This window comes from Nocardioides taihuensis (assembly GCF_042657275.1).
Classification (GTDB): domain Bacteria; phylum Actinomycetota; class Actinomycetes; order Propionibacteriales; family Nocardioidaceae; genus Nocardioides; species Nocardioides taihuensis.
The window spans coordinates 96,287-122,230 of record NZ_JBHSKD010000019.1; the positions used below are offsets into that span (position 1 = coordinate 96,287).

The 25,944-nt window shown below is 74.0% G+C and carries 23 protein-coding genes; 17 read left to right on the forward strand and 6 right to left on the reverse strand.

The window, feature by feature from the left end:
- Nucleotides 1–8: 8 nt before the first annotated feature.
- Entirely contained in the window at nt 9–1,430 is a 1,422-nt protein-coding gene (locus ACFPGP_RS15695; RefSeq protein ID WP_378591675.1) for an MFS transporter, read from the reverse strand.
- Nucleotides 1,431–1,565: 135 nt separating this feature from the next.
- Here ACFPGP_RS15695 and ACFPGP_RS15700 point away from each other — a divergent pair, with 135 nt between their 5' ends.
- Genes ACFPGP_RS15700 through ACFPGP_RS15730 form a run of 7 tightly spaced genes read left to right on the forward strand, consistent with a single transcriptional unit; the run spans nt 1,566 to nt 8,650 of the window.
- Entirely contained in the window at nt 1,566–3,263 is a 1,698-nt protein-coding gene (locus ACFPGP_RS15700; RefSeq protein WP_378591676.1) for a zinc metalloprotease, read from the forward strand.
- Nucleotides 3,264–3,265: 2 nt separating this feature from the next.
- Complete coding sequence (locus tag ACFPGP_RS15705; RefSeq protein WP_378591678.1) at nt 3,266–3,808, forward strand: GNAT family N-acetyltransferase; 543 nt, start codon at nt 3,266–3,268, stop codon at nt 3,806–3,808.
- 10 nt (nt 3,809–3,818) lie between these two features.
- Complete coding sequence (locus ACFPGP_RS15710; RefSeq protein ID WP_378591680.1) at nt 3,819–4,706, forward strand: phosphoribosylaminoimidazolesuccinocarboxamide synthase; 888 nt, start codon at nt 3,819–3,821, stop codon at nt 4,704–4,706.
- Nucleotides 4,703–5,125, forward strand: coding sequence for an SRPBCC family protein (locus ACFPGP_RS15715; RefSeq protein WP_378591681.1), 423 nt, complete (start codon nt 4,703–4,705; stop codon nt 5,123–5,125). Before ACFPGP_RS15710 ends, ACFPGP_RS15715 begins: the two co-directional genes overlap by 4 nt.
- Nucleotides 5,125–5,313, forward strand: a complete 189-nt coding sequence (locus tag ACFPGP_RS15720; protein WP_378591683.1) for a hypothetical protein — start codon at nt 5,125–5,127, stop codon at nt 5,311–5,313. The genes ACFPGP_RS15715 and ACFPGP_RS15720 overlap by 1 nt, the downstream gene beginning before the upstream one ends.
- Nucleotides 5,314–5,371: 58 nt before the next feature.
- Nucleotides 5,372–6,937, forward strand: a complete 1,566-nt coding sequence (locus ACFPGP_RS15725) for a long-chain-fatty-acid--CoA ligase (RefSeq protein ID WP_378591685.1) — start codon at nt 5,372–5,374, stop codon at nt 6,935–6,937.
- 57 nt (nt 6,938–6,994) lie between these two features.
- Nucleotides 6,995–8,650, forward strand: coding sequence for an alpha/beta hydrolase (locus ACFPGP_RS15730; protein WP_378591686.1), 1,656 nt, complete (start codon nt 6,995–6,997; stop codon nt 8,648–8,650).
- A 38-nt stretch (nt 8,651–8,688) separates the two neighbouring features.
- Here the strand turns inward: ACFPGP_RS15730 and ACFPGP_RS15735 are convergent, their stop codons facing one another.
- On the reverse strand, nt 8,689–9,327 hold the full coding sequence (locus ACFPGP_RS15735) for a response regulator (RefSeq protein WP_378591687.1): 639 nt from the start codon (nt 9,325–9,327) through the stop codon (nt 8,689–8,691).
- The gene (locus ACFPGP_RS15740) at nt 9,324–11,345 is read right to left on the reverse strand and encodes a sensor histidine kinase (RefSeq protein WP_378591688.1); all 2,022 of its coding nucleotides are present in this window, start codon (nt 11,343–11,345) and stop codon (nt 9,324–9,326) included. The genes ACFPGP_RS15735 and ACFPGP_RS15740 overlap by 4 nt, the downstream gene beginning before the upstream one ends.
- 124 nt (nt 11,346–11,469) lie before the next feature.
- Here ACFPGP_RS15740 and ACFPGP_RS15745 point away from each other — a divergent pair, with 124 nt between their 5' ends.
- The 3 genes from ACFPGP_RS15745 (at nt 11,470) to purQ (ending at nt 13,224) form a co-directional block, all read left to right on the forward strand.
- Nucleotides 11,470–12,192, forward strand: a complete 723-nt coding sequence (locus ACFPGP_RS15745; RefSeq protein WP_378591689.1) for a hypothetical protein — start codon at nt 11,470–11,472, stop codon at nt 12,190–12,192.
- A gap of 81 nt (nt 12,193–12,273) precedes the next feature.
- Nucleotides 12,274–12,555: a phosphoribosylformylglycinamidine synthase subunit PurS gene (purS, locus tag ACFPGP_RS15750; RefSeq protein ID WP_378591691.1), complete on the forward strand. Its 282-nt coding sequence runs from the start codon at nt 12,274–12,276 to the stop codon at nt 12,553–12,555.
- Nucleotides 12,556–13,224 (forward strand): phosphoribosylformylglycinamidine synthase subunit PurQ, encoded by a 669-nt coding sequence (purQ, locus tag ACFPGP_RS15755; RefSeq protein WP_378591692.1) that lies wholly within the window; start codon nt 12,556–12,558, stop codon nt 13,222–13,224.
- A gap of 3 nt (nt 13,225–13,227) precedes the next feature.
- Here the strand turns inward: purQ and ACFPGP_RS15760 are convergent, their stop codons facing one another.
- Together ACFPGP_RS15760 and ACFPGP_RS15765 are read right to left on the reverse strand one after the other, a co-directional pair.
- Nucleotides 13,228–14,610, reverse strand: a complete 1,383-nt coding sequence (locus tag ACFPGP_RS15760; protein ID WP_378591694.1) for a glycoside hydrolase domain-containing protein — start codon at nt 14,608–14,610, stop codon at nt 13,228–13,230.
- Nucleotides 14,611–14,739: 129 nt separating this feature from the next.
- Nucleotides 14,740–16,233 carry an MFS transporter gene (locus ACFPGP_RS15765; protein ID WP_378591695.1) on the reverse strand — a complete coding sequence of 498 codons (1,494 nt, stop codon included), beginning with the start codon at nt 16,231–16,233 and terminating at the stop codon, nt 14,740–14,742.
- A gap of 108 nt (nt 16,234–16,341) precedes the next feature.
- Between ACFPGP_RS15765 and ACFPGP_RS15770 the strand changes: the two genes are divergently transcribed.
- From ACFPGP_RS15770 to ACFPGP_RS15790, 5 genes are all read left to right on the forward strand, one after another.
- On the forward strand, nt 16,342–16,890 hold the full coding sequence (locus ACFPGP_RS15770; protein ID WP_378591696.1) for a TetR/AcrR family transcriptional regulator: 549 nt from the start codon (nt 16,342–16,344) through the stop codon (nt 16,888–16,890).
- Nucleotides 16,891–16,932: 42 nt separating this feature from the next.
- The gene (purL, locus tag ACFPGP_RS15775) at nt 16,933–19,173 is read left to right on the forward strand and encodes a phosphoribosylformylglycinamidine synthase subunit PurL (RefSeq protein WP_378591697.1); all 2,241 of its coding nucleotides are present in this window, start codon (nt 16,933–16,935) and stop codon (nt 19,171–19,173) included.
- Nucleotides 19,174–19,180: 7 nt separating this feature from the next.
- Nucleotides 19,181–19,996 carry an alpha/beta hydrolase family protein gene (locus tag ACFPGP_RS15780; RefSeq protein WP_378591698.1) on the forward strand — a complete coding sequence of 272 codons (816 nt, stop codon included), beginning with the start codon at nt 19,181–19,183 and terminating at the stop codon, nt 19,994–19,996.
- 80 nt (nt 19,997–20,076) lie between these two features.
- Complete coding sequence (locus tag ACFPGP_RS15785; RefSeq protein WP_378591699.1) at nt 20,077–21,051, forward strand: helix-turn-helix transcriptional regulator; 975 nt, start codon at nt 20,077–20,079, stop codon at nt 21,049–21,051.
- Between the two features lie 9 nt (nt 21,052–21,060).
- On the forward strand, nt 21,061–21,426 hold the full coding sequence (locus ACFPGP_RS15790) for a sterol carrier family protein (protein ID WP_378591701.1): 366 nt from the start codon (nt 21,061–21,063) through the stop codon (nt 21,424–21,426).
- Nucleotides 21,427–21,434: 8 nt separating this feature from the next.
- Here ACFPGP_RS15790 and ACFPGP_RS15795 read toward each other — a convergent pair whose 3' ends face one another.
- On the reverse strand, nt 21,435–22,694 hold the full coding sequence (locus ACFPGP_RS15795; protein WP_378591704.1) for an MFS transporter: 1,260 nt from the start codon (nt 22,692–22,694) through the stop codon (nt 21,435–21,437).
- 76 nt (nt 22,695–22,770) lie between these two features.
- On the opposite strand from ACFPGP_RS15795, the gene ACFPGP_RS15800 reads away from it, so the two are divergent.
- Together ACFPGP_RS15800 and ACFPGP_RS15805 are read left to right on the forward strand one after the other, a co-directional pair.
- Nucleotides 22,771–23,367: a winged helix-turn-helix domain-containing protein gene (locus tag ACFPGP_RS15800; protein WP_378591705.1), complete on the forward strand. Its 597-nt coding sequence runs from the start codon at nt 22,771–22,773 to the stop codon at nt 23,365–23,367.
- A gap of 115 nt (nt 23,368–23,482) precedes the next feature.
- Nucleotides 23,483–25,921 (forward strand): phosphoketolase family protein, encoded by a 2,439-nt coding sequence (locus ACFPGP_RS15805; RefSeq protein ID WP_378591707.1) that lies wholly within the window; start codon nt 23,483–23,485, stop codon nt 25,919–25,921.
- The last annotated feature ends 23 nt before the right edge of the window (nt 25,922–25,944 follow it).

Below are 25,944 nucleotides of genomic sequence, written 5' to 3' on the forward strand. Positions count from 1 at the left end.
GGTAGGGCTCAGGGCGCGCGGAGCGCGCGCACCGCGGTCACCATCGCCACGCTGAGCAGGACGAGTGCGGTCACCAGGGCCACCCGCAGCGCGGTGTCGGGAGAGGTACCCTGCGCGAGCGCGACCTGGTAGGCGGTCATCAGCACGGCCGCGCCGGTGGCCGAGCCGATCCGCTGGCCGGTCTGCAGCGCGCCGCCGGCCGCCCCGCCCATGCGGGTGGGCACCTCGGCGAGGGTGAGCGTGAAGTTGGGCGAGATGACGCCGCCGCCGCCGAGGCCGGCGACGAGGAGCGCGGGCACGAGCACCGCCACCAGTGCGGTGTCCTCGCGCCCCGGCACGAGCAGGGCTGTGGCGAGGACGCCGGTCATCATCACGGCGAGTGCGACGACGGTGAGCGGGCGCCCGATCCGGTTGATCACGCGGCCGGCGAGGGGGGCGGTGACGGCGGAGCCGACGGCGAACGGCGTCAGCAGCAGCCCCGCGGTCAGCGGCGAGAGGCCGCGCCCTTCCTGCAGGAACACCGAGAGCACCAGGAAGACCCCGGTGAACCCGGTGAAGTAGAGGGTGCCGACGGCGAGGCCGCCGGCGTACCCCGGCACCTGCCGCAGCAGCCCGACGTCCAGCAGCGGCGCCCCGCCGCGCGCCACCAACCGCTGCTCCCAGCGCACGAAGCCCCAGAGCAGCACGGGTACGGCGAGCAGCAGGAGCAGCGGGAGCCGGTCGCCGCCCTCGAGGCGGACGACGGGCAGCAGCACGCACAGCACGGTGAGCCCGAGCAGCAGGGCCCCGGCGACGTCGATCCGCGCGTCGGCCGTGCGTTGCGCGGCGCTGCGGCCGGGCACCATCCGCCAGATCCCGACCAGGGCGACCAGGCCGATCGGGATGTTGACCAGGAACAGCCAGCGCCAGCCGTCCTCCTCACCGGCGGCCTGCAGCACCAGGCCGCCGATGACCGGACCGAGCGCCGAGGAGATCGACACGGTGAAGCCGAACAGCCCGAAGGCCCGGCCCCGCTCGTCGCCGGTGAAGAGGTCCTGGATCAGCCCGCTGTTCTGCGGGGTGAGGAAGCCCGCGCTCGCGCCCTGGGCCAGCCGGGCCACCACCACGATCAGGGCGTTGGGGGCGAGGCCGACCGCGGCGCTGCTGACGATGAAGCCGATCAGCCCGATCGCCATCAGCCGGCGCCGGCCGTAGGCATCGCCGAGCCGCCCGCCGGCGACCAGCGTCAGGCCGAACGCGAGGGCGTAGCCCGACACGACCCACTGCGCGGTGGACGCCGACGCGTCGAGGCCGGCGCGCAGCGAGGGCAGCGCGACGTTGACGATCGTGACGTCGAGCAGGGACATGAAGCCGACCACCAGCGCCACGCCGAGGATCCGCCAGCGGCGTGCGTGGACCTCCGGGTCCACGTCGGGGGCGGCCTCGAGCACCCGACCACCCTGCCACCCCGCCGGTGAGGGGCGGCCGACCCGCCGGTCGAGCCTGTCGAGACCACGGCGCCGTCCGCGCCGCGGACTGACCCAAAGGGGCCATGCGGGGCTGGGGTCTGACGTAGCGTCAGCGCCATGGTCCGGGCCCGTGCTGCGTTGCTCCTCGCGCTGGTGCCCGCGCTGCTCGCGGGGCTGGTGCTGGTCGCCGGGCCCGCGTCGTCGCGGCCGGCAGAGGCCGACCGCGCGCCCGCGGTCGGGGGAGCAGGTGACGGGCCGGAGGTGCCGCTCACGGTGCGACCCCGCCTGGGCGGCGACACGGTGGCGCTCCGTGCGACGCGGGCGCCGTCGTGGCCGGGCTCGCGGATCCGCTACTGGGCGGGACTGCCGGACAGCTATGACTGGTCGCTGCGGGCCGGTGTCGCCGCGTGGAACCGAACCGGCCTCGACATGCGGTTCGTCCCGACGGGCAGGGCGCGGGCGCAGCTGCGGATCACGGTCGGCGACACCGACGGCCACGACGGGCTGGCGACGGTGGGCTACCGGCCCCACAGCTGGGTGCGCCTGCGCCCCGGCCTCGTGCAGCCGATGGTGCCGACGATGTCGCGGCCCTACGCCCGCGTGGTCGCCGCGCACGTCATCGCCCACGAGCTCGGCCACACGCTCGGGCTGCAGCACACAGGGGGCTGCCGCCTGATGACGGCCGACCTGCGCCTGCCGACCTGCCGGATGATGGCGCCCCAGCCCGGCTTCTACGACTGCCGCGTCGTCGACGGCCGCACGCTCGACACCGCGCTCCACCGGTACGGCGGGCGGCGCACGCTGGCCCCCTCCGCCTGCCCGCTCGACCCGCTGCCGCCGCGGCTGCGCGGCGTCTCCTTCGACGGCGGGCTGGCGGCCGACGCGCCGGTCTCGCTGGGCTGGGCCGAGCCCCAGGCGCCCCCGGGGTCCCGGGTGCTGGCGATGGTGTCGTCCGGGTCGCGGTGCCGGTTCCCCGTCACCCGCAACTACTGGGGCGAGGCCGAGTACGACGAGGGGCAGGTGGAGGAGCTGCGGCGGCTCGACCCGTCCCGCGAGGGCTGGGCGCCTCCGTCGTACGGCATCGACGACCGGTGCTACGCCCTCCAGCTGGTCAACGGCACCGGTGCCGGCCGACCGCTGAAGACGCAGGTGCTGCAGAGCTGGGTGCCCGCACCCGACCCGCCGGCCGTCGGCGTCGTGCGCCCGCTGCGGCGGGAGTACGCCGGCGCGCCCGGCTACCTCGCCGAGGTGACGCCGCCCGTCGACGGCGACCCCGACGTGCTGGCCGTGGTCGCCGCTCCGGCGGGAGAGTGCCCCACAGCGTGGCCCGCCGACCAGGACCCCGTCGATCCCGACCTGCTCGTGGACGTCGCCGCCGACGGCACCGTGGAGGTGCCGACCGGCCTGGCCACGCCGTGCCTCGCGTTCTTCGCCGTCCGCCACGACCTGCTGCGCGCCGGCGACCCCGTCGTCGTCGAGACCGCCGACCCGCTCCCGCCGCCCGCGCCGCCGCCGGTCACCGACGTGTCGGCGACGGTTCCGCCCGACGGCACCTGGGCCGTCGCGGCCGAGCTCGACGAGCGTGTCGTCGCGCTGGCCTACCTCGTCGCACCCTCGGGACAGTGCCTCACCTCCTGGCCCGCCGACCAGGACCCCGAGGCGCACCTGGTCACGGGTCCGCTCGACGCCGCGGGCGAGGGCACACCGTGCTTCTCGTTCGTCACCGTGGACGGCAGCCACCAGATCAGCACCGGTGTCCTCGTCTGGGACACCGGCCAGCAGCCGCCCGGGCCGGCGCTCTACCTCCGGGGCTGACCGTGGACCTGCGTCTCCGCCTCGCCGATCTCGCCGACGTGCCGCGCCTCGCGCCCGTGATGGACGCCGCGATCGGGGAGCTGCAGCGCGACGTCCTCACGCCGGAGCAGATCCAGTCCAGCCGGACGATCATGGGGATCGACACCGCCCTGATCACCGACGGCACCTACTTCGTCGTCGAGTGGGGCCCCGACGTCGCGGGCTGCGGCGGCTGGAGCCGGCGGGCCACGCTCTACGGCAACGACAGCACGCCCGGCCGGGACGCCGCCCTGCTCGACCCGGCGCGGGACCCGGCCCGGGTCCGGGCGATGTACACGCACCCGGCCTTCGCCCGCCGGGGCGTGGGCCGGATGGTGCTCGACGCGTGCGAGGCGGCGGCGCGCGCCGAGGGGTTCACCGCGCTGGAGCTGATGGGCACGATGGCCGGTCGGCCGCTCTACGAGGCGGCCGGGTTCGTCGTCGTCGAGGAGCTCGAGGACGCGCGCGGCGGGGCACCCGTACCGCTGGTGCGGATGCGGAAGCAGCTCGCGCCGGAGGGTGGCTAGGGTTTCAGGCATGGCGGCCCCGCAGCAGCTCCCCCCGGCCCCGGTCATCGAGGGCGCCACCCACGTGCACTCGGGCAAGGTGCGCGACCTCTACCGCCTCGCGTCCGGCGACCTGCTGATGGTCGCGAGCGACCGGATCTCGGCGTACGACTTCGTGCTCGAGACGCCGATCCCCGACAAGGGCGAGATCCTCACGCGGATGTCGCTGTGGTGGTTCGACCGGTTGGCGGACCTCGTGCCCAACCACATCGTCTCGGCCGCGGTGCCGGCGGAGGTGCGCGGTCGCGCGGTCGTCTGCCGGGCGCTGGAGATGTTCCCGGTCGAGTGCGTGGCCCGCGGCTACCTCACCGGCTCGGGCCTGCTCGACTACCACGAGACCGGTGAGGTGTGCGGCATCCCGCTCCCCGACGGCCTGCTCGACGGTTCACGGCTGCCGGCCCCGATCTTCACCCCGGCGGCCAAGGCGGCCTTCGGCGACCACGACGAGAACATCAGCTTCGAGACGGTGGTCGCGACCGTCGGTGCCGGCCCGGCGGGCACGCTGCGCGACCTGACGCTCGCCGTCTACGGCCGCGCCGAGGAGGTCGCCCGCGCCCGCGGCATCATCCTCGCGGACACCAAGCTCGAGTTCGGGCTCGCGCCGGACGGCACCGTCGTCCTCGCCGACGAGGTGCTCACCCCCGACTCCTCGCGGTTCTGGCCGGCCGACCAGTGGCAGCCGGGCCGGTCGCAGCCGTCCTTCGACAAGCAGGTGGTGCGCAACTGGCTGACCTCGGCCGAGAGCGGCTGGGACCGTGCCTCCGGCGAGCCGCCCCCGCCGCTGCCCGACCATGTCGTCGAGCTGACCCGGGCGCGGTACGTCGAGGCGTACGAGCGACTGACCGGGAAGACCTGGTGAGCGCCGGGCAGAGCGTCCACTTCGACGTTCCGCGCGAGCGCGCCTTCGACTACCTCGCCGACCCCCACAACCGCCCCGCGTGGCAGTCGAGCCTGGCCCGGGTCGAGGGCGTCACCGGGGAGCCCCGGGTGGGGCAGCGGTGGATCGACGTCACCAAGCCGCGGCTGCGACCGCGCATGGAGACCACCGCGCTCGAGCGGCCCGTGCGCTGGACCGAGGCGGGCACGTGGCGGGGCTTCCGTGCCGTGCTGACCCTCGAGTTCACCGAGTCGACCGGCGGCTGCGACGTCCGCGCGACGATGCGCCTCGACGCCCCCGGCGTGCTGGCCCCCGTGGCGGCGCTGCTCGACCGCTTCGCCCCTGCCGCGGTGGCGTCCGACCTGCGTCGCGCCGCGAAGATCCTGCGAGAGGAGCACTGATGGGACGCGCACTCGCCCTCGGTCTCGGTGGCCTGATGGTCGTCGTGGGCGTGGTCTGGACGCTGCAGGGCCTCGGCTACCTCGAGGGGAGTCCGATGACCGGGGTGGAGTTCTGGGCGATCGCCGGCCCGCTGGTGGCCGGCCTCGGCGTCGCGCTCTGCATCGTCGCCGGCCGCGGCCGCCGCTGACCGGACCAGCCGCCGGTCGAGCCTGTCGAGACCACGGCCCGCCGACTACCTTGACCCCATGTCGAACCTCGCGCGCCTGCTCGAAGACTCCGCCCGCCGCTTCCCCGACCGCGTCGCCGTCGTGCTCGGCGACACACGGCTGACCTACGCGCAGGTCGACGGGGCGGCGAACCAGGTGGCCAACCTGCTGGTCTCCCGCGGCATCGAGCCCGGCGACAAGGTCGCCCTGAGCTGCCCGAACCTGCCGTACTTCCCGATCGTCTACTACGGCATCCTCAAGGCCGGCGCGACCGTCGTCCCGCTCAACGTGCTGCTCAAGGGTCGCGAGATCGCCTACCACCTCGCCGACTCCGACGCGAAGGCCTACTTCTGCTTCCAGGGCACCCCGGAGCTGCCGATCGGCCGCGAGGGTCACACCGGCTTCGAGCAGGCCGCGGAGTGCGAGCACTTCTTCGTGATCACCGCGGACCCGGCAGCGCCGTCCCCGATCGAGGGCACCGAGACGCTCGGCGCCGCACTGCAGGGCCAGCCCCCGACGTTCGGGACCGTCGACGTGGACGACGACGACACCGCGGTCATCCTCTACACCTCCGGCACGACCGGGCAGCCCAAGGGCGCCGAGCTGCGCCACCGGAACATGCGCGACAACGCCCTGGCCGGCGCCGACCTCTTCGGCGCCGACGCCGAGCGTCCTGACACCTACCTGTGCGTGCTGCCGCTGTTCCACTCCTTCGGGCAGACCGTGATCATGAACGGCGGCTTCGCCTTCGGGGGCACCGTGGTGATGCTGCCGCGCTTCGAGGCCGGTCCGGCGCTGGCCCTGATGCAGCGGGAGAGGGTGACCTTCTTCGCCGGCGTACCGACGATGTACTGGGGGCTGCTCGGCGCGCTCGCCGAGGCCGGCGACGCCATCGACGTGGACACGCTCGCGGCCACGCTGCGGGTGGCGGTGGCCGGCGGCGCGTCGCTGCCGGTCGAGGTGCACAAGGACGTGCAGGCCAAGTTCGGCGTCACGATCCTCGAGGGCTACGGGCTCTCGGAGACCTCGCCGGTCGCCAGCTTCAGCCGGTACGGCGAGCCGGTGCGCGTCGGCTCGATCGGCGTCCCGATCCCCGGGGTCGAGATGCGGCTGCTGCAGGCCGACAGCTGGGACGACGTGCCCGACGGCCCCGACGCGGTCGGCGAGATAGCGATCAAGGGCCACAACATCATGAAGGGCTACTACGGCCGGCCCGAGGCGACGGCCGAGGTGATCCGCGACGGGTGGTTCCGCTCCGGCGACCTCGCCCGCCGCGACGAGGACGGCTGGTACTACATCGTCGACCGGTCCAAGGACATGATCATCCGGGGCGGCTACAACGTGTACCCGCGCGAGGTGGAGGAGGTGCTGATGACCCACCCCGACGTCTCGCTCGCCGCCGTCATCGGCGTGCCCGACGAGAGCCACGGCGAGGAGGTCAAGGCCGTGGTGATCCGGGCCGAGGGCTCCACCCTGACCGAGGACGAGCTGGTGGCCTGGGGTCGCGAGCAGATGGCGGGCTACAAGTACCCGCGCGTCGTCGAGTTCGTCGACGCCCTGCCGATGACGGCCACCGGCAAGATCCTCAAGCGCGAGCTGTCCTGACAGCCCGGCGCCCCCGGGGACGTGGTCGGCGTAGGTGCTGCGATCTAGGGTTCGGTCATGCGCACGCCATCTCGGGGGACGACAGCACTGGTGGCCGTCGCAGCCCTCTCCCTCAGCCTCCTGCCCGGCCTGACCGGGCCGGCCTCCGCGCGCGAGCGGTCCGCCGCGCCCGTCCCCGCGAGCGCCGGGGTCGACGCCCCGGTGCCGACGCTCGACTGGGCGCCCTGCTACTCGGACGCGCCCTTCGACTGCACCACCGCCACGGTGCCGCTCGACTACGACGACCCGACGGGGGCGACCACCGAGCTCGACCTGCTGCGGGTCTCCGCGAGCGACCCCGGCAACAGGATCGGCACGCTCTTCGTCAACCCGGGCGGCCCCGGCGGCGCATCGCGCGACTTCGCGACGTACTTCGGTGAGCTCGTGCCCGACGTGGTCAGCCAGCGCTTCGACATCGTCGGCATCGACCCCCGGGGTGTCGGCCCGTCGGCGCCGATGCGGTGCCGCACCGACACCAGGCCGGGCAGCTACCCGAAGGCCTACTTCCCGCGCACCGAGGGCGAGGTCAAGGCGCAGCTGACCTACGACCGCTGGGTGCGCCGGGCCTGCCGCACCGATCCCTCCCCGATCGTCGGGCACATGACCACCGCCGACACCGCGCGCGACATGGACCTGGTCCGCCAGGCGCTCGGCGAGTCGCAGATCTCCTACTACGGCGTCTCCTACGGCACCCAGCTCGGCACGACGTACGCCGCGATGTTCCCCGGCAACATCCGGGCGATGATCCTCGACGGCGTGCTCGACCCGGTGGCGTGGACGACCGGGGCCGACGGCACCGGCACCACGCACCCGTTCTCCGAGCGCCTCGGCAGCGGCTACGGCGCCTGGCAGGGCCTGGTCAACGCGTTCGCCGAGTGCGACCGCGTCGGCAGGGCGCGCTGCCCGATCGCCGGCGACGCCAGCGGGGTCTGGTACGACATCATCAAGCGGCTGCGCCGGGGCCCGTTCAAGCACGCCGGGATCACGACCACGTACAGCGACGTCGTCGGCTCGGCCCTCGGCTACCTCTACGACCAGGGCAGCATCCGCTACCTCATGCGCTACCTCGAGCGCCTGCACCGCCAGATGTTCGGCGACGGCAGCCCCCGCCTCGTGCCCGGCGCCTTCGACCCGCGGGCCGTCGCCCGTCGGGTCACCGACGACCGCGGACTCCCCGGGCCGTACGGCGCCGGTGACGGTCGGGCGACGATGACCTCGGGCTCGGGCTGGGGCCGGATCAGCGACCCGTTCGCAGGCGTCGCGTGCGCCGACTCCGACAACCCCGTCGACGAGCGGACCTGGGTCGACGCCGCGAGGCGTGCCGACCGCTACTCCCCGTGGTTCGGCGCCGCGTGGACCTGGGCGTCCGGCGTGTGCGCCGGCTGGCCGGCGTCCACCAAGGAGGACCGGTTCACCGGACCCTTCGCGGTGACGACCTCGGCGCCGGTGCTGGTCGTCGGCAACACCTTCGACCCGGCCACCCCGCTGCACGGCGCCCGGGCGGTCAACCGCATGCTCGACGGCTCGCGCCTGCTCGTGCTCGACGGGTGGGGCCACGGCGCCATCGACACCGGCCCGTGCATCAACCAGGCCTACGCCGCCTACCTCGTCGACGGGACGCTCCCGCTGGCCGGCACCGTGTGCAAGCCGCGGCAGCAGATGTTCCCGCAGTGACGCCGGCTTGAGACCGGCCCGGCGCCGGCCCCGGCGGCTCAGCCGCCGAGGCCGGCGTCACGGGCCAGCGCGACCATCTCCGCCCGCGAGCGGGCGTGCAGCTTGGCCAGCACGTCGCTGACCCGGTTGCGCACGGTCTTGTCGCTGAGCACCAGCCGGCGCGCGATCTGCTGGTTGTCGAGGCCCTGCGCGATCAGCTCGAGCACCTCGTGCTCGCGGTTGGTCAGCTGGGGGAAGGGGCTGGACGCGGGCGTGCGCCCGGACGCGAAGAAGGCCAGCACCCGCTCGGCGATCCCGGCGCCGAAGACCGCCTCGCCGCGGGCGACGCCGTCCACGGCCCGCTCGATGTCGAGACCGTCCGACTCCTTGAGCAGGTAGCCGCGGGCCCCGGCGCGCAGGGCGGCGAAGATCGAGTCGTCGTCGGAGTCCATGGTCAGCACGACCACGGCGGTGTCGGGGTGCTCCACCCTGATCCGGGCGGTCGCCTCGACCCCGCCGACGCCGGGCATGCGCAGGTCCATGAGCACGACGTCCGGGTGCGTCGCGGCGACGACGGCGAGCGCCTCCTCGCCGTCCGAGGCCTGGCCGACCACGTCGATGCCGTCGAGGTCCGAGAGCACGGTGACCATCCCGGCCCGGAAGACCGGGTGGTCGTCGGCGATCACCACGGTGGTCACCGGCCCACCACCCGCGGCAGCGTCGCCCGCACCGTCGTCCCCCCGCCGGGGGTCGCGACGACGTCGAGCCGTCCGCCGACCTCGGCCGCCCGTTCCCTCATGCTGACCATCCCTACCCCGGCCCGAGGTCGGGCCGGCAGTCCCACGCCGTTGTCGGTCACCACGACCTCGAGCCGGTCGTCGGTGGTCGTCGCCCGCAGCTCGGCACGGCTCGCGGCGCTGTGGCGCAGCGCGTTGCCGAACGCCTCCGCCGCGATGGCGTACGCCGCGACCTCGACCGCCGCGTCGACCTCGCCGAGGTCCGCGACCCGGGCCACGCACTCGGGCTGGTCGTGCCCGCCGACGAGCTGGCGCAGCGCGCCTGCGAGGCCGAGCTGGTCGAGCACCGGGGGGCGCAGACCGTGCACCACCGCGCGCAGCTCGCCGACGCCGTGCCGCAGGCCGTCGCGCAAGCCGTAGGCGCGCTGGGCGAGGTCGGGGTCGAGCGGCTCCAGCCGCCGCGCCAGCGACTCGAGCTGGAGCGCGGTCCCGGCCAGGGCGGGGGCCACCCCGTCGTGGAGGTCGGCGCGCAGCCGGCGCCGCTCCTCCTCGCGCGCGGCCACGATCCGGCCGCGGCTGGCGGCGATGTCGGTGACCAGCCCGGCGGCGTAGGCCAGCGTGCCGGCGCGGGCGGCGACCTCCTCGACCGCTGCCTCCTGCGCGGGGGTCCAGCGCTCGCCGCTGCTGCGCAGGCCGACGTGCAGCTCGCCGACCGGTTCGCCGAGCGCGGTCACGGGCACCACGCGGCTCCCGTGGATGGGGGCGCCGGTGGCGACGTGCACGTCGCCACCGGTGAACGCGGCGTACGGCAGCCGGAGCGCCTCGCGCAGACCCTCGACCAGCCGCTGCAGCGCCTCGACCGGCTGGGACGCGGCGGCGACGTCGCGGCCGACGTGGGCGACCACCGCGTAGGGGTCGTGGCGGTGGCCGAAGAGCCGCCGGTCGACCACGCCCTGCACGCGGTCGCGCGCCGCCGCGGCGACCAGCGCGGCGACCGCCACCAGCAGCACGCCCCAGTGCGAACCGGGGGCCACGGCCTGCGCGACGTAGACGACGAGCACGTAGACGCCGACCACGAAGCCGGTGATCAGGCCCAGCACGACGGTGCGGTTGAGGGTCAGCTCCACGTCGAAGAGGCCGTGGCGCAGCATCCCGACGCCGATCGCGGCCGGGAAGGCGAGCAGGCCGACCGCCAGGCCCCAGGTCTCGCCGGCGCCGCCGAAGGGCAGCAGCGCCGCCACCACCAGCGCGAGGCCGCCGAGCACCAGCCAGTACAGCTGGGTGCGCTCGGGCTCGCGCGCCCGCCGCATCCGCAGCACCAGCGACAGCACGGCGAGCGGCACGCCGACGAAGAACAGCGAGGCGGCGCCGGCCATGGTCACGTAGCGCAGCCAGGGCGCGCCCTCGACACCGAAGGGGTTCATCACCTCCGGCGCGAGGTCGGCCGGCACCGGCGCGAACATGCGGGCCACCGTCGTGACCACCCCGACGCCGACGGTCACGGCGACCACGCGCCCCCAGCGCGGCGACAAGGGGCGGCCGTCGGGGAAGACGTGGGGCAGGACCGGCAGCGTGAAGAAGTAGGGCGCGAACCCCCAGATCGCGAACCACGCGGCGAGCACGCCGAGCGGTCCCTCGCCGCCGCTGGACTCGGCGTACACGCCGGCGAGGAGGTAGACGCCGATCAGCGAGGGCACGAGCATCAGCCAGCCGACCGGGTTGCGCGGCTGCGCGCGCACGACCAGGGCACCGACCAGCGGCCACGCGGTGCCCAGCACGACGTCGCCGGCGGCGACCCCCAGCCGGTCCCCGGGGTCGCCGATCACCAGCGCAGCGACACAGGCGAGGGTCGAGGTGAGTGCGATGGCGGCGGCGATCGCGGGTAGCCGACGGTCGTCGTCGGTCGTGCCGTCCGGGCCCCCCGTGCTCACGGTGCCCGGCGTGCCCGCCTGGCTCGGCGGTGCGGCTGCGTCGTCCACGTGCCACATCGTGCCCCAGTCGGCGTCCCCGGATGAGGGGGTCGGCGTCCCTTCTTCCCGGGACGCCGGGCGCGACACGGTCGTCCCCGTCAACCCGACCCACGACCTCCCGAGGAGAACCGCCATGACTCAGTCCACCGCCGCCACCACCGCCTCCACCGCCTCCACCGCCGCGGCCACCCACGCCACCGACGCCGAGCCGCGCGGACGCCGTGCCGCCTGGCCGCTGATCGCCACCGCCGCCGGCCTCACCGGCTTCACGGCCACCATGGTGCTCGACGGCCGCCAGTACACCGCCGACGGTGTGCAGCTCTCGCACCAGATGTTCGTCGACCTCACCCCGCTGACCTACCGGCTCAGCATGGTCCTTGGCTACGTGACCGTCGCGCTGCTGCTCGTGCTCGCAGCGACCTGGCGACGACGGGTCGAGCCCCGGCTCCCGGGGTCGACCGCCGCGCACCTGGTGCCGCTCGGCCTGGTCAGCTCGGCCGCCGGCCTCACCTACGGCTACGGCTGGAAGGGCGCGCTGGGCAACTACCTGCCGGGCAGCTTCGAGCCGAAGGCCTTCGACGACCAGGGCCTGTACGTCTACTACGTGCTCAACGACTTCGGGGCCTGGATCGGCTGGCTCGGCGTCGTGGTCGCCGCCGGTGCCGTCGTCGTGATGGGCCTCAAGGAGCGCTCCGTCTCCCGCTGGATCGGCGCGGTCGCGCTGCTCCCGGTCATCCAGACGACGCTGATGGTCGCCGGTCTCGGCGTCCCCGGCGTGCCGGCGCTGCTCGGCCCGGCCTGGCTGGTGGTCACCGGTCTCGGCCTCTACTTCGGGAAGAGCACGATCACCCGCTGACCGGCCCACGACCCTGACGAGCCCCGGCACGGGCCACGGCTAGACTCCCCGCGGAACCACCACCGCAGCCAAGGAGTCCCCGTGGCCCGTGTCGTCGTCGACGTCATGCCCAAGCCCGAGATCCTCGACCCGCAGGGCAAGGCCGTCCTCGGCGCACTGCCGCGGCTCGGCTTCAGCGGCGTCACCGACGTCCGCCAGGGCAAGCGCTTCGAGCTCGAGATCGAGGGGGAGCTCACCGACGACGTGGTCGAGCAGGTCCGCCAGATGGCGGAGACCCTGCTCTCCAACCCCGTCATCGAGGACTTCGAGGTCCACGTCGAGGAGCACTCGGTCGCCGAGGTCGCTGCCAGCGAGGGCCGCTAGATGAAGGTCGGGGTCGTCACCTTCCCCGGCTCGCTCGACGACGATGACGCCCGTCGCGCGGCGCGCCTCGCCGGGCACGACGCGGTCGCGCTGTGGCACGCCGACGCCGACCTGCGCGGCGTGGACGCCGTGGTGCTCCCCGGCGGCTTCTCGTACGGCGACTACCTGCGCTGCGGGGCCATCTCGCGGTTCGCGCCGGTGATGACCGAGGTCGTCGCGGCGGCGGGCCGCGGGCTGCCGGTGCTCGGCATCTGCAACGGCTTCCAGATCCTCTGTGAGTCGCACCTCCTGCCCGGCGCGCTGATCCGCAACGACCACCGCAAGTTCGTCTGCCGCGACCAGCGGCTGCGGATCGAGAACAACAGCACCGCCTGGACCAACGCCTACGACCAGGGCGACGAGGTCACGATCGTCCTCAAGAACGGCGAGGGCGGGTTCGTCGCCGACGAGGCCACGCTCGACCGGCTCGAGGGCGAGGGACGCGTGGTCGCCCGCTACCTCGACGACAACCCCAACGGCTCGCTGCGCGACATCGCCGGCATCACCAGCGAGCGCGGCAACGTGGTCGGCCTGATGCCGCACCCCGAGCACGCGGTCGAGGAGCTCACCGGCTCCGGCACCGACGGTCTCGGCTTCTTCACCTCGCTCGCGGCCACCGTCCTCCGCTGAGCGTCAGCTCTTCCCGGCGCGCAGCGCCTGCCAGGTCGTCGCGGAGGCGACCCCGCTGACGGGCACGCCCGGCACCGCCCTCTGCCAGGCCCGCAGCGCCTGGTCGGTGGCGCCACCGAAGACGCCGGTGACGGGCAGGCCGGCGCCGGACGCGTTGAGGCCGCGCTGCAGCCGGCGCACGTCGGCGCCGGCCGAGCCGTACTTCACGAGCTTGCCCGGGCCGCGCGCGAGCAGCGTCTGCCACGCGGTGCGGGTCCAGCGGTCGCCGACCTGCAGCCCGTGGTGGTCCTGCCAGACCTGGGCCGCGGCCCGCGTGCGGTCGTTGTAGACCCCCGACAGCCGCCCGGTGTACAGGCCGACCTCGCGGAGCTGGCACTGCAGCGCGGTGACGCGGCGGACCCCGGCGTACTGCGTCGTGATCGGGCGGTAGTCCCGCAGGTCCACCTGCACGCCGTCGGGGATTCGTGCGGTCACGCAGTGCGTCTCGGGTGCCGCCCACGACCCCTTGCCGAGGTCGAGGAAGTTGCGGTCGATGTTGATCGTGACGCCGCCCCACGTCTCGTTGTGGCCGCCCTGGTACTGCTTGACCCGGCCTCCGGGCAGCCACCCGTCGTCGCGCACGTACGACGAGCTGGTGTCGGCCATGCCGTCCCACCGCGCCAGCCAGACCCGGTCGGGCATCGTGAAGCGGTCGGGGCGGTTGACCCGGGCGTCGTCGAGCATCTTGATCCCGGAGCTCGCGCTCGAGTAGACGCCGGACACCCAGCCGACCTCGTGGAGGCGCGTGGTCCACGCCGACAGGAAGACCAGCGCGGACTCGCGGCAGTGGCGCTTGGAGGTGTCGAAGGCCTCGATGTCGTACCAGAGCGTGCTGCGGCGCACGAGACCGAGCGCCTTGGCCGCGGCGACCGCCTTGTCGGCCTCGCGCGTGCCCTGCTTGCGCGCCGTCGGGTAGCCGCCGTTGTCGCCCTGCTTCGGCGAGATCGTGCGGTCGTTGTCGTAGCGCGGGAAGCGCGGGTTGCACGACGCCTGCGGCCCCAGCGTGATCGGCAGCAGCCGCCAGCCCTTCGCGAGCTGGGTGGAGATCCACTCGGGAGTGAGGTTGGGCTGGTCGCGGCAGGCGCGCGAGGCGCCGGAGATGTAGATGCCGACGGCGAGGAACGGCGAGTGCACCAGCCAGGTGTTCATGGCCTGCTGCGACGGCGCCAGGCACTGGTCGAAGCCGTAGCCGGTGAAGTTCCCCGGCGTCGCGACGTTGCGGTCTCCTGCCGCGTGCGCCCCGGTCGGCACGCCGAGCGCGGCGCTCACCGCCAGGGCCACGCCGAGCACCGGCACCAGCAGCCGGCGGAGCGCACGGGGAAGTGGACGGGGGGACGGCGGGGTCATCGGTGCTCCGGAGCAGGTCGGGGGGCGGGGCCCTTCGACGGTAAGCCTCACCCGTCACACGTGTCACAGACTTGCCGAAATCCACGCTGACCCGCCGTTGACCAACGGCGGGTCAGCGTGGGGGAGGGGTCAGGCGGCGAGGTCGCTCTCGAGCTCGGCCGTGACGAGCGGCTCGGCGGTCTCCTCGGGAGCCGGGACGGCCTGCTCGGCCGGCCGGCGGCGGAGCACCACCGCGGTGACCATGAAGGCCGTGGCCGTGAAGGCCGCCGAGGTCAGGAACGCCGCCCGCGCACCCGGCACGAACGCGCCGGGCACCGCGCCCGCGGCGTACACCGAGACGATCGCGGCGAGGCCGACCGCGCTGCCGAGCTGCTGCATGGTCTGCAGCAGGCCGGACGCCGAGCCGGCGTGGTGCGGCGCGACGCCGTTCATCACGGTCACGGTGACCGGCATGAACACCAGGCCGGCCGAGAGGCCGTTGACGATCATCGGCACCAGCACGGCGGTGGCGTAGGTGCCGCCCTCGCCGACGTTCGACAGCAGCACGAAGCTCGCGGTCAGGCCGAGGGTGCCGACCATCATCAGCCGCGCCGGCCCGAAGACCGCCACCAGGCGCGGGGTCAGGCGCGACATCGCGAAGATGCCCAGGCTCAGCGGCAGGAACGCCGCCCCGGCGGCGAGCGGCCCGAAGCCGAGCACGCCCTGCACGTACTGCACGACGAGGAAGAACATCGACAGCTGGCCGCCGACCACGAGGGCCATCACGAGCAGCGAGGCGACGCGGGAGCGGTCACGCAGCAGCGCCGGCTGCACCAGCGGGTGGGGCACCCGCAGCTCGGTGCGGGCGAGCAGCGCCAGCAGCGCGAGGCCGAGGGCGAAGCCGCCGAGCGTGCGCGGCGAGGTCCAGCCGTGCTCGGGCGTGCCGATCAGCGCCCAGACGAGCGAGACCGAGCCGAGGGTGGCGGTGACGGCGCCGAGCACGTCGAAGCGACCGGGACGTCGTTCGGTCTCGTCGACGAGGCAGGTCACCAGGACCAGCACGGCGATGCCGATCGGGACGTTGATGAACAGCGTCCAGCGCCACGACCCGAGGTCGGTGAGCACGCCGCCGAGGATCAGCCCGATGCTGATGCCGGCGGAGGTGACGGCGGAGAAGAGGGCCAGCGCCCGGTTGCGGGCCGCCTCGTCGGGAGCGCTGGTCACGAGCAGCGCCAGCACCCCGGGAGCGGCGAGCGCCGCGCCCACGCCCTGCCCGGCGCGCGCGGCGACGAGCGCCTCGGGCGTCGGGGCCAGGCCGCCGAGCAGCGAGGCGAGGGTGAACAGCCCGAGGCCGAGCACGAAGACGCGGCGGCGTCCGGCGATGTCGCCGAGGCGGCCGCCGAGCAGCAGCAGGCCGCCGAACGCGAGCGTGTAGCCGTTGAGCACCCAGGAGAGGGAGGCGGGTCCGAAGCCGAGGTCGGCATCGATGCGGGGGAGAGCGACGTTCACCACCGTGGTGTCGAGCACCAGCATCAGCTGGGCCACCAGCACCACGGCGATGCCCGCGGCTGCCCGGCCGGCGCCCGCGGGCAGCTCGTCGGGCAGGTCGGGGCGCTCGGTGGTGGTACGGGGAGTGAGGGTCACGGAAGGGAGTCCTGTTCTGGCCACGGGGGCCGGTGTACGCTGACCGGAGAAGTTCTCCGGTTCTTCCAGACGATACGGAGAGTGTCTCCGTTTGGCAAGGGGTAATTCATGCGCGCCGATGCGCGTCGCAACCGCGACCTGATCGTCGAGGCCGCTCGCGAGGTCTTCCGCGAGCAGGGGTACGACGCGTCCCTGGACGCCGTGGCCAAGAGGGCCGGCGTCGGCGCGGGCACCCTCTACCGCCACTTCCCGACGCGTGACTCCCTGCTCGACGCGATCATGCAGAGCTGGGTCGACCGGGTGACCGAGGCGACCGACAAGACCCTCGCCTTCGAGGGTCCGCCGCGCGAGCTGCTCGTGCAGTGGCTCGAGACGTACGCCGGGCTGATCAGCATGCACAAGGGCGGCCCGGCCAAGCTCACCGCGGCGATGAGCGACCCCGACTCCCCGATCCGCACCAAGTGCCAGGTGCTGACCTCGGCCAGCCAGCGCGTCGTCGACCGCCTGGTCGCCGACGGCGCCCTGGCCGAGGACACCGACGCGGTGCGGATCTGCCAGCTCGTCGGGGGCGTGGCGACCGTCGCCGACAACGCCGGGCAGCCGGTCTCCACGGTCCGGCCGCTGCTCGAGGTCGTCGCGGACGGTCTCCTGCGCTGAGCCGCGGGTCGGGGCCCGGTGCGCCGCCGGTAGATTGACGGCGTGCTCGACACCGTCGCCGTTGCCGCCGAGGACCCCCACGCCGAGCAGCCGTGGGCCGAGCTCGGGCTCAAGCCCGACGAGTACCAGCGGATCCGCGAGATCCTCGGGCGCCGTCCGACCAGCGCCGAGCTCGCGATGTACTCGGTGATGTGGAGCGAGCACTGCTCCTACAAGAGCTCCAAGGTGCACCTCAAGCAGTTCTCCGAGATCCCGCAGGAGACACCGGTCGGCAAGACGCTGGCCGGCATCGGCGAGAACGCCGGCGTGATCGACATCGGCCAGGGCTACGCCGTCACCTTCAAGGTCGAGTCGCACAACCACCCGTCGTACGTCGAGCCCTACCAGGGCGCCGCGACCGGTGTCGGCGGCATCGTCCGCGACATCCTCGCCATGGGCGCCCGGCCGGTGGCCGTGATGGACCCGCTCCGCTTCGGGCCGCTCGACGCGCCCGACACCCACCGGGTGCTGCCCGGGATCGTGGCCGGCGTCGGCGGCTACGGCAACTGCCTCGGCCTGCCCAACATCGGCGGCGAGGCGGTCTTCGACGAGACCTACCTCGGCAACCCGCTGGTCAACGCGCTCTGCGTCGGCGTGCTGCGGCACGAGGACCTCCACCTCGCCAAGGCCATCGGCGTCGGCAACAAGGTCGTCCTGTACGGCGCGCGCACCGGCGGCGACGGCATCGGCGGCGTCTCGGTGCTCGCCTCCGAGACCTTCGACGCCGACGGGCCGGCCAAGCGGCCGAGCGTGCAGGTCGGCGACCCCTTCATGGAGAAGCTGCTCATCGAGTGCACGCTCGAGCTCTTCGCCGCCGGCACGGTCGCCGGCATCCAGGACCTCGGCGGCGCCGGGCTCTCCTGCGCCACCTCCGAGCTGGCCAGCGCGGGCGACGGCGGCATGCACGTCGAGCTCGACCGGGTGCCGTTGCGCGACTCCACGCTCGCGCCGGAGGAGATCCTGATGAGCGAGTCGCAGGAGCGGATGATGGCGGTCGTCGAGCCCGCCCACGTCGAGGAGTTCCTCGCGATCTGCGCGAAGTGGGACGTCGAGGCGGTCGTCGTCGGCGAGGTGACCGACACCGGGCGGCTCGAGATCGACTGGCACGGCGAGCGCGTGGTCGACGTCCCGCCACGCACCGTGGCGCACGAGGGCCCGACCTACCACCGGCCCTTCGCCCGCCCCGACGCGCAGGACGCGCTGCAGGCCGACGCCGCCGAGGCGCTGCCCCGGCCGTCGTCCGGCCAGGAGCTGCGCGCGACCCTGCTCCGGCTCGCCGCGTCGCCCAACCTCTGCGACAAGTCGTGGATCACCGACCAGTACGACCGCTACGTGCGCGGCAACACCGTGCTCGCGCAGCCCAGCGACAGCGGGATGGTGCGCATCGACGAGGAGACCAACCTCGGCGTCGCGCTCGCCACCGACGGCAACGGCCGCTTCGCGCGGCTCGACCCCTACGCCGGCGCGCAGCTCTCGCTGGCCGAGGCCTACCGCAACGTCGCGACCGGCGGCGCCCGGCCGCTCGCGGTCTCGGACTGCCTCAACTTCGGCTCGCCGGAGGACCCCGCCGTGATGTGGCAGTTCGCCGAGGCCTGCCGCGGGCTCAAGGACGCCTGCCTCGAGCTCGGCGTCCCGGTGACCGGCGGCAACGTCAGCCTCTACAACCAGACCGGCGAGACCGCGATCCTGCCGACCCCGGTGGTCGCGGTGCTCGGCGTGATCGACGACGTGACCCGGCGTACGCCGTCCGGCTTCGGCGCTGCCGGTGAGCGCGTCTTCCTGCTCGGCGAGACCCGCGAGGAGCTGTCGGGCTCGGAGTGGGCGCACGTCGTGCACGGGCACCTCGGCGGGCTGCCACCGCGGGTCGACCTCGCGGCGGAGAAGGCGCTGGCGGCGCTGCTCCTCGACGCGGTCGGCCTGGCCACCTCGGCCCACGACCTCGCCGACGGCGGTCTCGCCCAGGCGCTCGTCGAGGCCACGCTGCACCGCGGTGTCGGTGCGACCGTCGAGGTCGGCGTCGACCCGTTCGTCGCGCTCTTCTCCGAGTCGGCGGCCCGGGCGCTGGTCACGGTGACCGACGCGGACGCCGAGCGGCTGGTCGCCCTGGCCGCGGAGCACGGCGTACCCCTGACCCCCCTCGGACGCACCGGCGGCGACTCGCTGGTGGTCGACGGCGTCCTCGACCTGCCGCTGGCCGAGCTGCGCGAGGCGTGGTCCGCGACCCTGCCCGCGGCGCTGGCGTGACCGGGCGGTGCGGCGGCGCACGTTCCTCGGCACGGCCGCGCTCGGCCTGCTGGCGACGGCGTGCGGTGAGGACAGCGGGCCGGTGAGCGCGCCGACGACGGCGCGCGCCGGTCGGCACGCGTACGGCGACGACCCGAGCCAGTTCGGCGAGCTCACCCTCCCCGACGGCGACCCGCGCGGCGTCGCGGTCGTCGTGCACGGCGGCTTCTGGAAGGCGCAGTACGGCCTCGAGTACGCCGAGCCGCTCGTGCCGAGTCTGGTCGACGCCGGCTGGGCCGTGTGGGCGATCGAATACCGCCGCGTCGGCAACGGCGGCGGCGTGCCGACGACGCTCGACGACGTCGCCGCGGCCATCGACCTCCTGCCCGACCTCGGCCTCGACACCTCCGCCGTGGTCGCGATCGGCCACTCCGCCGGCGGTCACCTCGCCACCTGGGCCGCCTCGCGCGGCCGCTTCGACGCGTGGGCCGGCGGGGTCGAGGTCACCCACGTCGTCTCGCAGGCCGGCGTCCTCGACCTGGGCGCCGCCGACGTCGCCGGCCTCGGCGACGGCGCCGTCGCGGCGTTCCTCGGCCACCCCTACGGCCCCGGTGACGCCCCGGTCGACCCGGTCCGCCAGGTCCCGCTCGACGTCCCGGTCTGGTGCGTGCACGGCGACGTCGACGACGTCGTCCCGCTCTCGCAGTCCACGGCGTACGTCGACGCGGCGACCGCCGCCGGCGCCACCGCCGAGCTGGTGCGCGTCGACGGCGACCACTTCACCGTGATCGACCCCGAGTCCGAGGCCTGGGCCACCACGCTCCGCCTCCTGCAGACGATCTGACGCTGACCCGCCGTTAGTTAACGGCGGGTCAGCGTGATTGCGGCCGGTTCCTGTCCGCAGGGGGGCCTAGGGTCGGGCGCATGTCGACGAGCTCGAGGATGCTGCGGCTGCTGTCGCTGCTGCAGACCCACCGCTACTGGCCGGGCGCCGAGCTGGCCGACCGGCTCGAGGTGAGCGGCCGGACGCTGCGGCGCGACGTCGAGCGGCTGCGCGAGCTCGGCTACCAGGTCGACGCGGTGCGCGGGGTGGCCGGCGGCTACCAGCTGCGGGCGGGTGGGGCGCTGCCGCCGCTGCTGCTCGAGGACGAGGAGGCCGTCGCGGTCGCCGTCGGCCTGCAGTCGGCGGCTTCCGGCGGGGCGCCCGGACTCGAGGAGACCTCGGTGCAGGCACTGGCCAAGGTGATCGCCCTGATGCCGCCACGGCTGCGGCGGCAGATGGACGCGCTGCGCTCGCAGACCGAGCACCTGACCTTCGGTGGCGGCGGCGATCTCGGGCTCGACCCGACGACGCTCACCACGCTCGCCCAGGCCTGCCGCGACGACGAGCCGGTGCACTTCACCTACACGGCCCGCGACGCCGACCCGACCGAGCGCTGGGTCGAGCCGCACCGGCTGGTGACGCTCGGTCGGCGCTGGTACCTCGTCGCCTACGACCGCGACCGCCACGACTGGCGCTCGTTCCGCGTCGACCGGATCACCGCGCCGCGCACGTCGGGCCAGCGGTTCCGGCCGCGCGACCTGCCGGCCGACGACGCCGTCACGTTCGTGGAGGCCGGGATCCGCCGGATGCCCACGCGGTACGACGTGCGGGTGCGCGTGGACGCGCCGTACGACGAGGTGGTGGCGCGGTTCGGCCGCTGGGCCGAGGTCTCCGGCGCCGACGGCGACCTGCTGGTCGAGATGCACGTCGACACCCTCGAGTGGCCGGTGCTGGTGCTGGCCGGCCTCGACGCCGACTTCACCGTCGAGGCGCCCGCGGAGCTCGGCGCGCTGCTGCGGCGGCTGGGTCGGCGCACCGGGGCGCGCGCCGGGGCGCGGGCCGGGCGCACCTCCTAGGCTCGGTCCGTGCCCGCCCGACTCCGCCCCGCCGACCCGGCCGCCGTCGCCGACGCTCTGTCGCGCGACGGCGAGGAGCGCACCGACGTCGACCGCCGGCTGCTGGCCAAGCACTTCCTGGCCCTGCTCGCGCAGCGCGCGCCCGGGGCGTCGGTGGAGGTGCGGGTGCCGCCCTTCTCCGCGGTGCAGGCGGTGCCCGGCGTCCGCCACACCCGAGGCACGCCGCCGGCCGTGGTCGAGACCGACGCCGACACCTGGATCGCCGTGGCCACCGGCGCACTCACCTGGGCCGATGCCGTCGGCTCGGGCCGGGTGCGGGCCTCGGGGGAGCGGACCGACCTCACGCCCTACCTGCCGCTCGGCTCGCCCGCGTAGGGCGCGCGTCAGGCCGCGACGGGCTCCGGCGCCGCGTGGTCGGGCTGGGCGTTCCACTCCGACGGCTTCGGGACGCTGCGCACCGAGCGCGCCAGGGTCGGGACCAGCGCGGCGACCACGGCGGCGACCATGAGGCCCGCGGTCGCGACCACGCCGCCGTACTGCTCGAGCAGCCACCCGCCCAGGATCGGCGCCAGCGGCATCACGCTCATCGAGCAGAAGGCGCTCGCCGAGGCGATCCGGCCCTGCAGCTCGGGCGGCGTGATCGCCATCCGGTAGCTCTGCGCGCCTGCGTTGCCGGCGGGGTTGAGCAGCAGCCCCAGCCCGAGCATCGCGCCGATCACCCACGGCGTCGGCCACAGCGCGACGGGCAGCAGCAGCGGCACCCAGCTCCACGCGACCAGCACGGTGAGGGTGCCGGTGCGCAGCCGGTCGATGACGTACGGCGCGGCCAGCGCGCCGAGGATCCCGCCGAGGCCGGCGCAGGTCTCGATCAGGCCGATCTTCGCCGGGGCGACCTCGGCCTGGATCAGCCGCAGGATCGCGACGTAGAAGATCGCGTTGACGACCAGGTTGCTGATCGCGCCGTAGGTCACCATCGTCCGGAAGTAGGGCCGGGCCGCGATGTAGCGCAGGCCCTCGACCAGGTCGCGGCGCAGCGGGTTGGCGCGGCCGCGGTGGGGGGCGGAGAGGTCGCTGCGCAGCCGTGAGATCGCCACGAACGAGATCGCGAACGTGACCGCGTCGAAGACGAACGGCACGGCCCGGCCCACGCCGTACAGGAGGCCGCCGAGCGGACCGCCGACCAGCGCTCCGACGTGCTGGCGCGCCTGGTTCTGGCTGAGCGCGGTGGGCAGCTCGTCCTGCGCGACCACGGTGCGCACCGCGGACATCTCGGCGGGCCCGAAGACGCCGGCGCCGACGCCGGTGAGGAAGCCGGCGGCGACGAGGTGGGGGAGCGTCAGCGCGCCGGCCGCCGCGGCGGCGGCGACCGAGGCGTAGACCAGGACGCCCGTGCCGCTGGCGACCAGCATCAGCCGCTGGCGGTCGGTGCGGTCGACGACGACCCCGGCGGGGAGCAGCGCGGCCACGTGACCCAGCAGGAACGCCGCGACCGGGATGCCCGCGAGCACGGCCGAGCCGGTGAGCGCGTACCCGACGAGCGGGAAGCAGAAGAGGCTGACGGCGCTGCCGAGCTGGCTGGCCGCCTCGCCGCTCCAGAGGATCGTGAAGTCCCGGTTGCGGGCGAGCTGTCGGTATCCGGTCATGTTCCGCACCATACAATGCGCAATATTGCTTGCGCAAGTAGTGTTGCGCAATGAGTAGTGCGGATAGGGTGGGCCCATGCCCGAGCGCACCCCCCGGCCAGTCGCCGACCCGCGGATCCTGCGGGCCATCGCCCACCCGGTGCGCAACCGGATCCTCGGCGAGCTGTCCGCCGCCGGGCCCTCGCGCGCCGCCGACCTCGCCCACGACCTCGACATCCCGGCCAACCAGGCCAGCTTCCACCTGCGCCAGCTCGCGAAGTACGGGCTGGTCGAGGAGGCCCCCGACCTCGCCCGCGACCGGCGCGACCGGGTCTGGCGCGCGGTCCACGAGGAGGGCATCACGGTCGAGACCAGCCGGATGGAGGAGGCGGCCGGCGGGGCGGCCGCCGTACGCGTCTTCCACCGCACCCTGTCGGCCTGGGCGCACGCCGTGGTCGACGCGGCGTTCTCGACCGCGAAGATCCCCGACACGCAACGCACGATCGCCGACTACCGGATCAAGCTGACCAAGACCGAGGCCGCCGAGCTCTCCGCCGAGCTCGACGCCGTCGTGCAGGCCTGGACCGACCGCACGCGGGGCCGCGACTCCTCCCGGCGTACCTATGTCCTGCTCTCGATGCTGCAGCCCGAGACGGCGCTGACCCTGCACCCGGAGGACGACGGCGAGGAGTGAATTCTCGGTAGTCGCCGACGAGTTGGCCCCCTTGCTCGCCGGTAAGGGGGCAACTCGTCGGGGACTACCGTGTCAGGACCGGATGCTGCACGGCCGAGGAGGGAACGGCACCGACATGACCGACACCGCGACGCGCACGACGGAGTACCTCGATCCGGGAGAGGTGGCCGCGCTCGATGCCTGGTGGCGTGCGGCCAACTACCTCTCCGTCGGGCAGATCTACCTGCTGGACGACCCGCTGCTCGAACGGCCGCTGGAGCACGACGACATCAAGCCGCGGCTGCTGGGCCACTGGGGCACCACGCCCGGGCTCAACCTGCTCTGGACCCACCTCAACCGGCTGATCCGCCAGCGCGACGTCGAGGCGATCTTCCTCGCCGGCCCGGGCCACGGCGGCCCGGCAGCGGTCGCGAACGCGTGGCTCGAGGGCACCTACTCCGAGGTCTACCCCCACGTCGGGCTCGACCGCGAGGGCATGCGCCGGCTGTTCCGCCAGTTCAGCTTCCCGGGCGGCATCCCGAGCCACGTCGCGCCCGAGACGCCCGGGTCGATCCACGAGGGCGGCGAGCTCGGCTACGTCCTCTCCCACGCGTACGGCGCGGCGATGGACAACCCGGACCTCCTCGTCGCCGCGGTGGTCGGCGACGGCGAGTTCGAGACGGGTCCGCTGGCCGCGAGCTGGCACGCCAACAAGTTCGTCGACCCGGTGCACGACGGCGCGGTGCTGCCGGTGCTGCACCTCAACGGCTACAAGATCGCCAACCCGACCGTGCCGGCCCGGATCCGGCGCGAGGAGCTCCTCGACCTGCTTCGCGGCTACGGCCACGAGGTGCTCACGGTCGAGGGCGACGACCCGGCCGACGTCCACCAGCAGCTGGCGCGCGCGCTCGACTCCGCCCACGACACCATCCGCGAGATCCAGCGCGCCGCCCGCGAGGACGGCGACCTCGAGCGCCGCCCGTGGCCGATGGTCCTGCTCGTCACCCCCAAGGGCTGGACCGGCCCGGCGACCGTCGACGGCGTCCAGGTCGAGGGCACGTGGCGCGCCCACCAGGTCCCGCTCGCCGAGACCCGCGAGAACGACGAGCACCGCGCGATCCTCGAGGACTGGCTGCGCTCCTACCGTCCCGCCGAGCTCTTCGGCGACGACGGCGCGCCGGTGCCCGCGCTGCGCGAGCTCGCGCCGATCGGCACCCGGCGGATGAGCGCCAGCCCCCACGCCAACGGCGGACTGCTGCGCGTGCCGCTCGACCTGCCCGACTTCCGCGCCCACGCGGTCGAGGTCACCGAGCCCGGGTGCTCGATCAACGAGCCGACCCGCGTGCTCGGGCGCTACCTGGTCGACGTCGTGCGCGACAACGCGACCAACTTCCGGATCTTCGGCCCCGACGAGACGGCGTCGAACCGGCTCGACGCGGTGTACGCCGTGACCGACAAGGTCTTCGCCGGCGAGATCCGCGACGTCGACGAGCACCTCGCCCGCAGCGGCCGCGTCGTCGAGATCCTCTCCGAGCACACCTGTCAGGGCTGGCTCGAGGGCTACCTGCTCACCGGCCGGCACGGGCTCTTCAGCTGCTACGAGGCCTTCATCCACCTCGTCGACTCGATGCTCAACCAGCACGCCAAGTGGCTCAAGACGACCCGCGAGCTCGAGTGGCGCCCGCGGATCGCCTCGCTCAACTACCTGCTCACCTCGCACGTCTGGCGCCAGGACCACAACGGCTTCTCCCACCAGGACCCCGGCTTCATCGACCACGTGGTCAACAAGAAGGCCGAGGTCGTCCGCGTCTACCTGCCGCCGGACACCAACACCCTGCTCTCGACCATGCAGCACTGCCTGGCCAGCACCCACTACGTCAACGTCGTGGTCGCCGGCAAGCAGCCGGTCTTCGACTGGCTGACCGCCGACGAGGCCGACCTGCACTGCGCCCGGGGCCTCGGCATCTGGGACTGGGCGTCCAACGACGACGGCGACCCCGACGTCGTCATCGCCAGCGCGGGCGACGTGCCGACGCTCGAGGCGCTGGCCGCGGTGTCGCTGATCCGCGAGCACCTGCCCGAGCTCGAGGTGCGGTTCGTCAACGTCGTCGACCTGATGCGGCTGCAGGACGCGCAGGAGCACCCGCACGGTCTCACCGACCGCGACTTCGACACGGTCTTCACCCAGGACAAGCCGGTGATCTTCGCCTACCACGGCTACCCGTGGCTGATCCACCGCCTGACCTACCGGCGCACCAACCACCACAACCTGCACGTGCGCGGCTACAAGGAGGAGGGCACCACGACCACGCCCTTCGACATGGTGATGATGAACGACCTCGACCGCTACCACCTGGTCATGGACGTCATCGACCGCGTGCCCCACCTCGGCTCGCGCGCCGCCGCCGTACGCCAGCTGATGGGAGACACCCGTCGCCGCGCCCGGGCCTGGACGCGCGAGCACGGCGAGGACCTCCCCGAGGTGCGCGAGTGGTCGTGGTCGGCGCAGGCGCAGCCCCGACGGCACCGCTCGCCCTCGACGACTGCCGATCCGAGCCCCACGCAGGCCGACTGAGACGGGCGCCGCCCCGGCCGACG

Excerpts from the sequence above, each read along its gene's own strand:
- ACFPGP_RS15785 (WP_378591699.1), top strand. The coding sequence starts at position 20,077 with ATGTCGACGAGCTCGAGGATGCTGCGGCTGCTGTCGCTGCTGCAGACC.
- ACFPGP_RS15720 (WP_378591683.1), top strand. The coding sequence starts at position 5,125 with ATGGGACGCGCACTCGCCCTCGGTCTCGGTGGCCTGATGGTCGTCGTG.
- ACFPGP_RS15730 (WP_378591686.1), top strand. The coding sequence starts at position 6,995 with ATGCGCACGCCATCTCGGGGGACGACAGCACTGGTGGCCGTCGCAGCC.
- ACFPGP_RS15725 (WP_378591685.1), top strand. The coding sequence starts at position 5,372 with ATGTCGAACCTCGCGCGCCTGCTCGAAGACTCCGCCCGCCGCTTCCCC.
- ACFPGP_RS15795 (WP_378591704.1), bottom strand. The coding sequence starts at position 22,694 with ATGACCGGATACCGACAGCTCGCCCGCAACCGGGACTTCACGATCCTC.
- ACFPGP_RS15805 (WP_378591707.1), top strand. The coding sequence starts at position 23,483 with ATGACCGACACCGCGACGCGCACGACGGAGTACCTCGATCCGGGAGAG.
- ACFPGP_RS15745 (WP_378591689.1), top strand. The coding sequence starts at position 11,470 with ATGACTCAGTCCACCGCCGCCACCACCGCCTCCACCGCCTCCACCGCC.
- ACFPGP_RS15770 (WP_378591696.1), top strand. The coding sequence starts at position 16,342 with ATGCGCGCCGATGCGCGTCGCAACCGCGACCTGATCGTCGAGGCCGCT.
- ACFPGP_RS15710 (WP_378591680.1), top strand. The coding sequence starts at position 3,819 with ATGGCGGCCCCGCAGCAGCTCCCCCCGGCCCCGGTCATCGAGGGCGCC.
- ACFPGP_RS15800 (WP_378591705.1), top strand. The coding sequence starts at position 22,771 with ATGCCCGAGCGCACCCCCCGGCCAGTCGCCGACCCGCGGATCCTGCGG.
- ACFPGP_RS15760 (WP_378591694.1), bottom strand. The coding sequence starts at position 14,610 with ATGACCCCGCCGTCCCCCCGTCCACTTCCCCGTGCGCTCCGCCGGCTG.
- purQ (WP_378591692.1), top strand. The coding sequence starts at position 12,556 with ATGAAGGTCGGGGTCGTCACCTTCCCCGGCTCGCTCGACGACGATGAC.
- ACFPGP_RS15700 (WP_378591676.1), top strand. The coding sequence starts at position 1,566 with ATGGTCCGGGCCCGTGCTGCGTTGCTCCTCGCGCTGGTGCCCGCGCTG.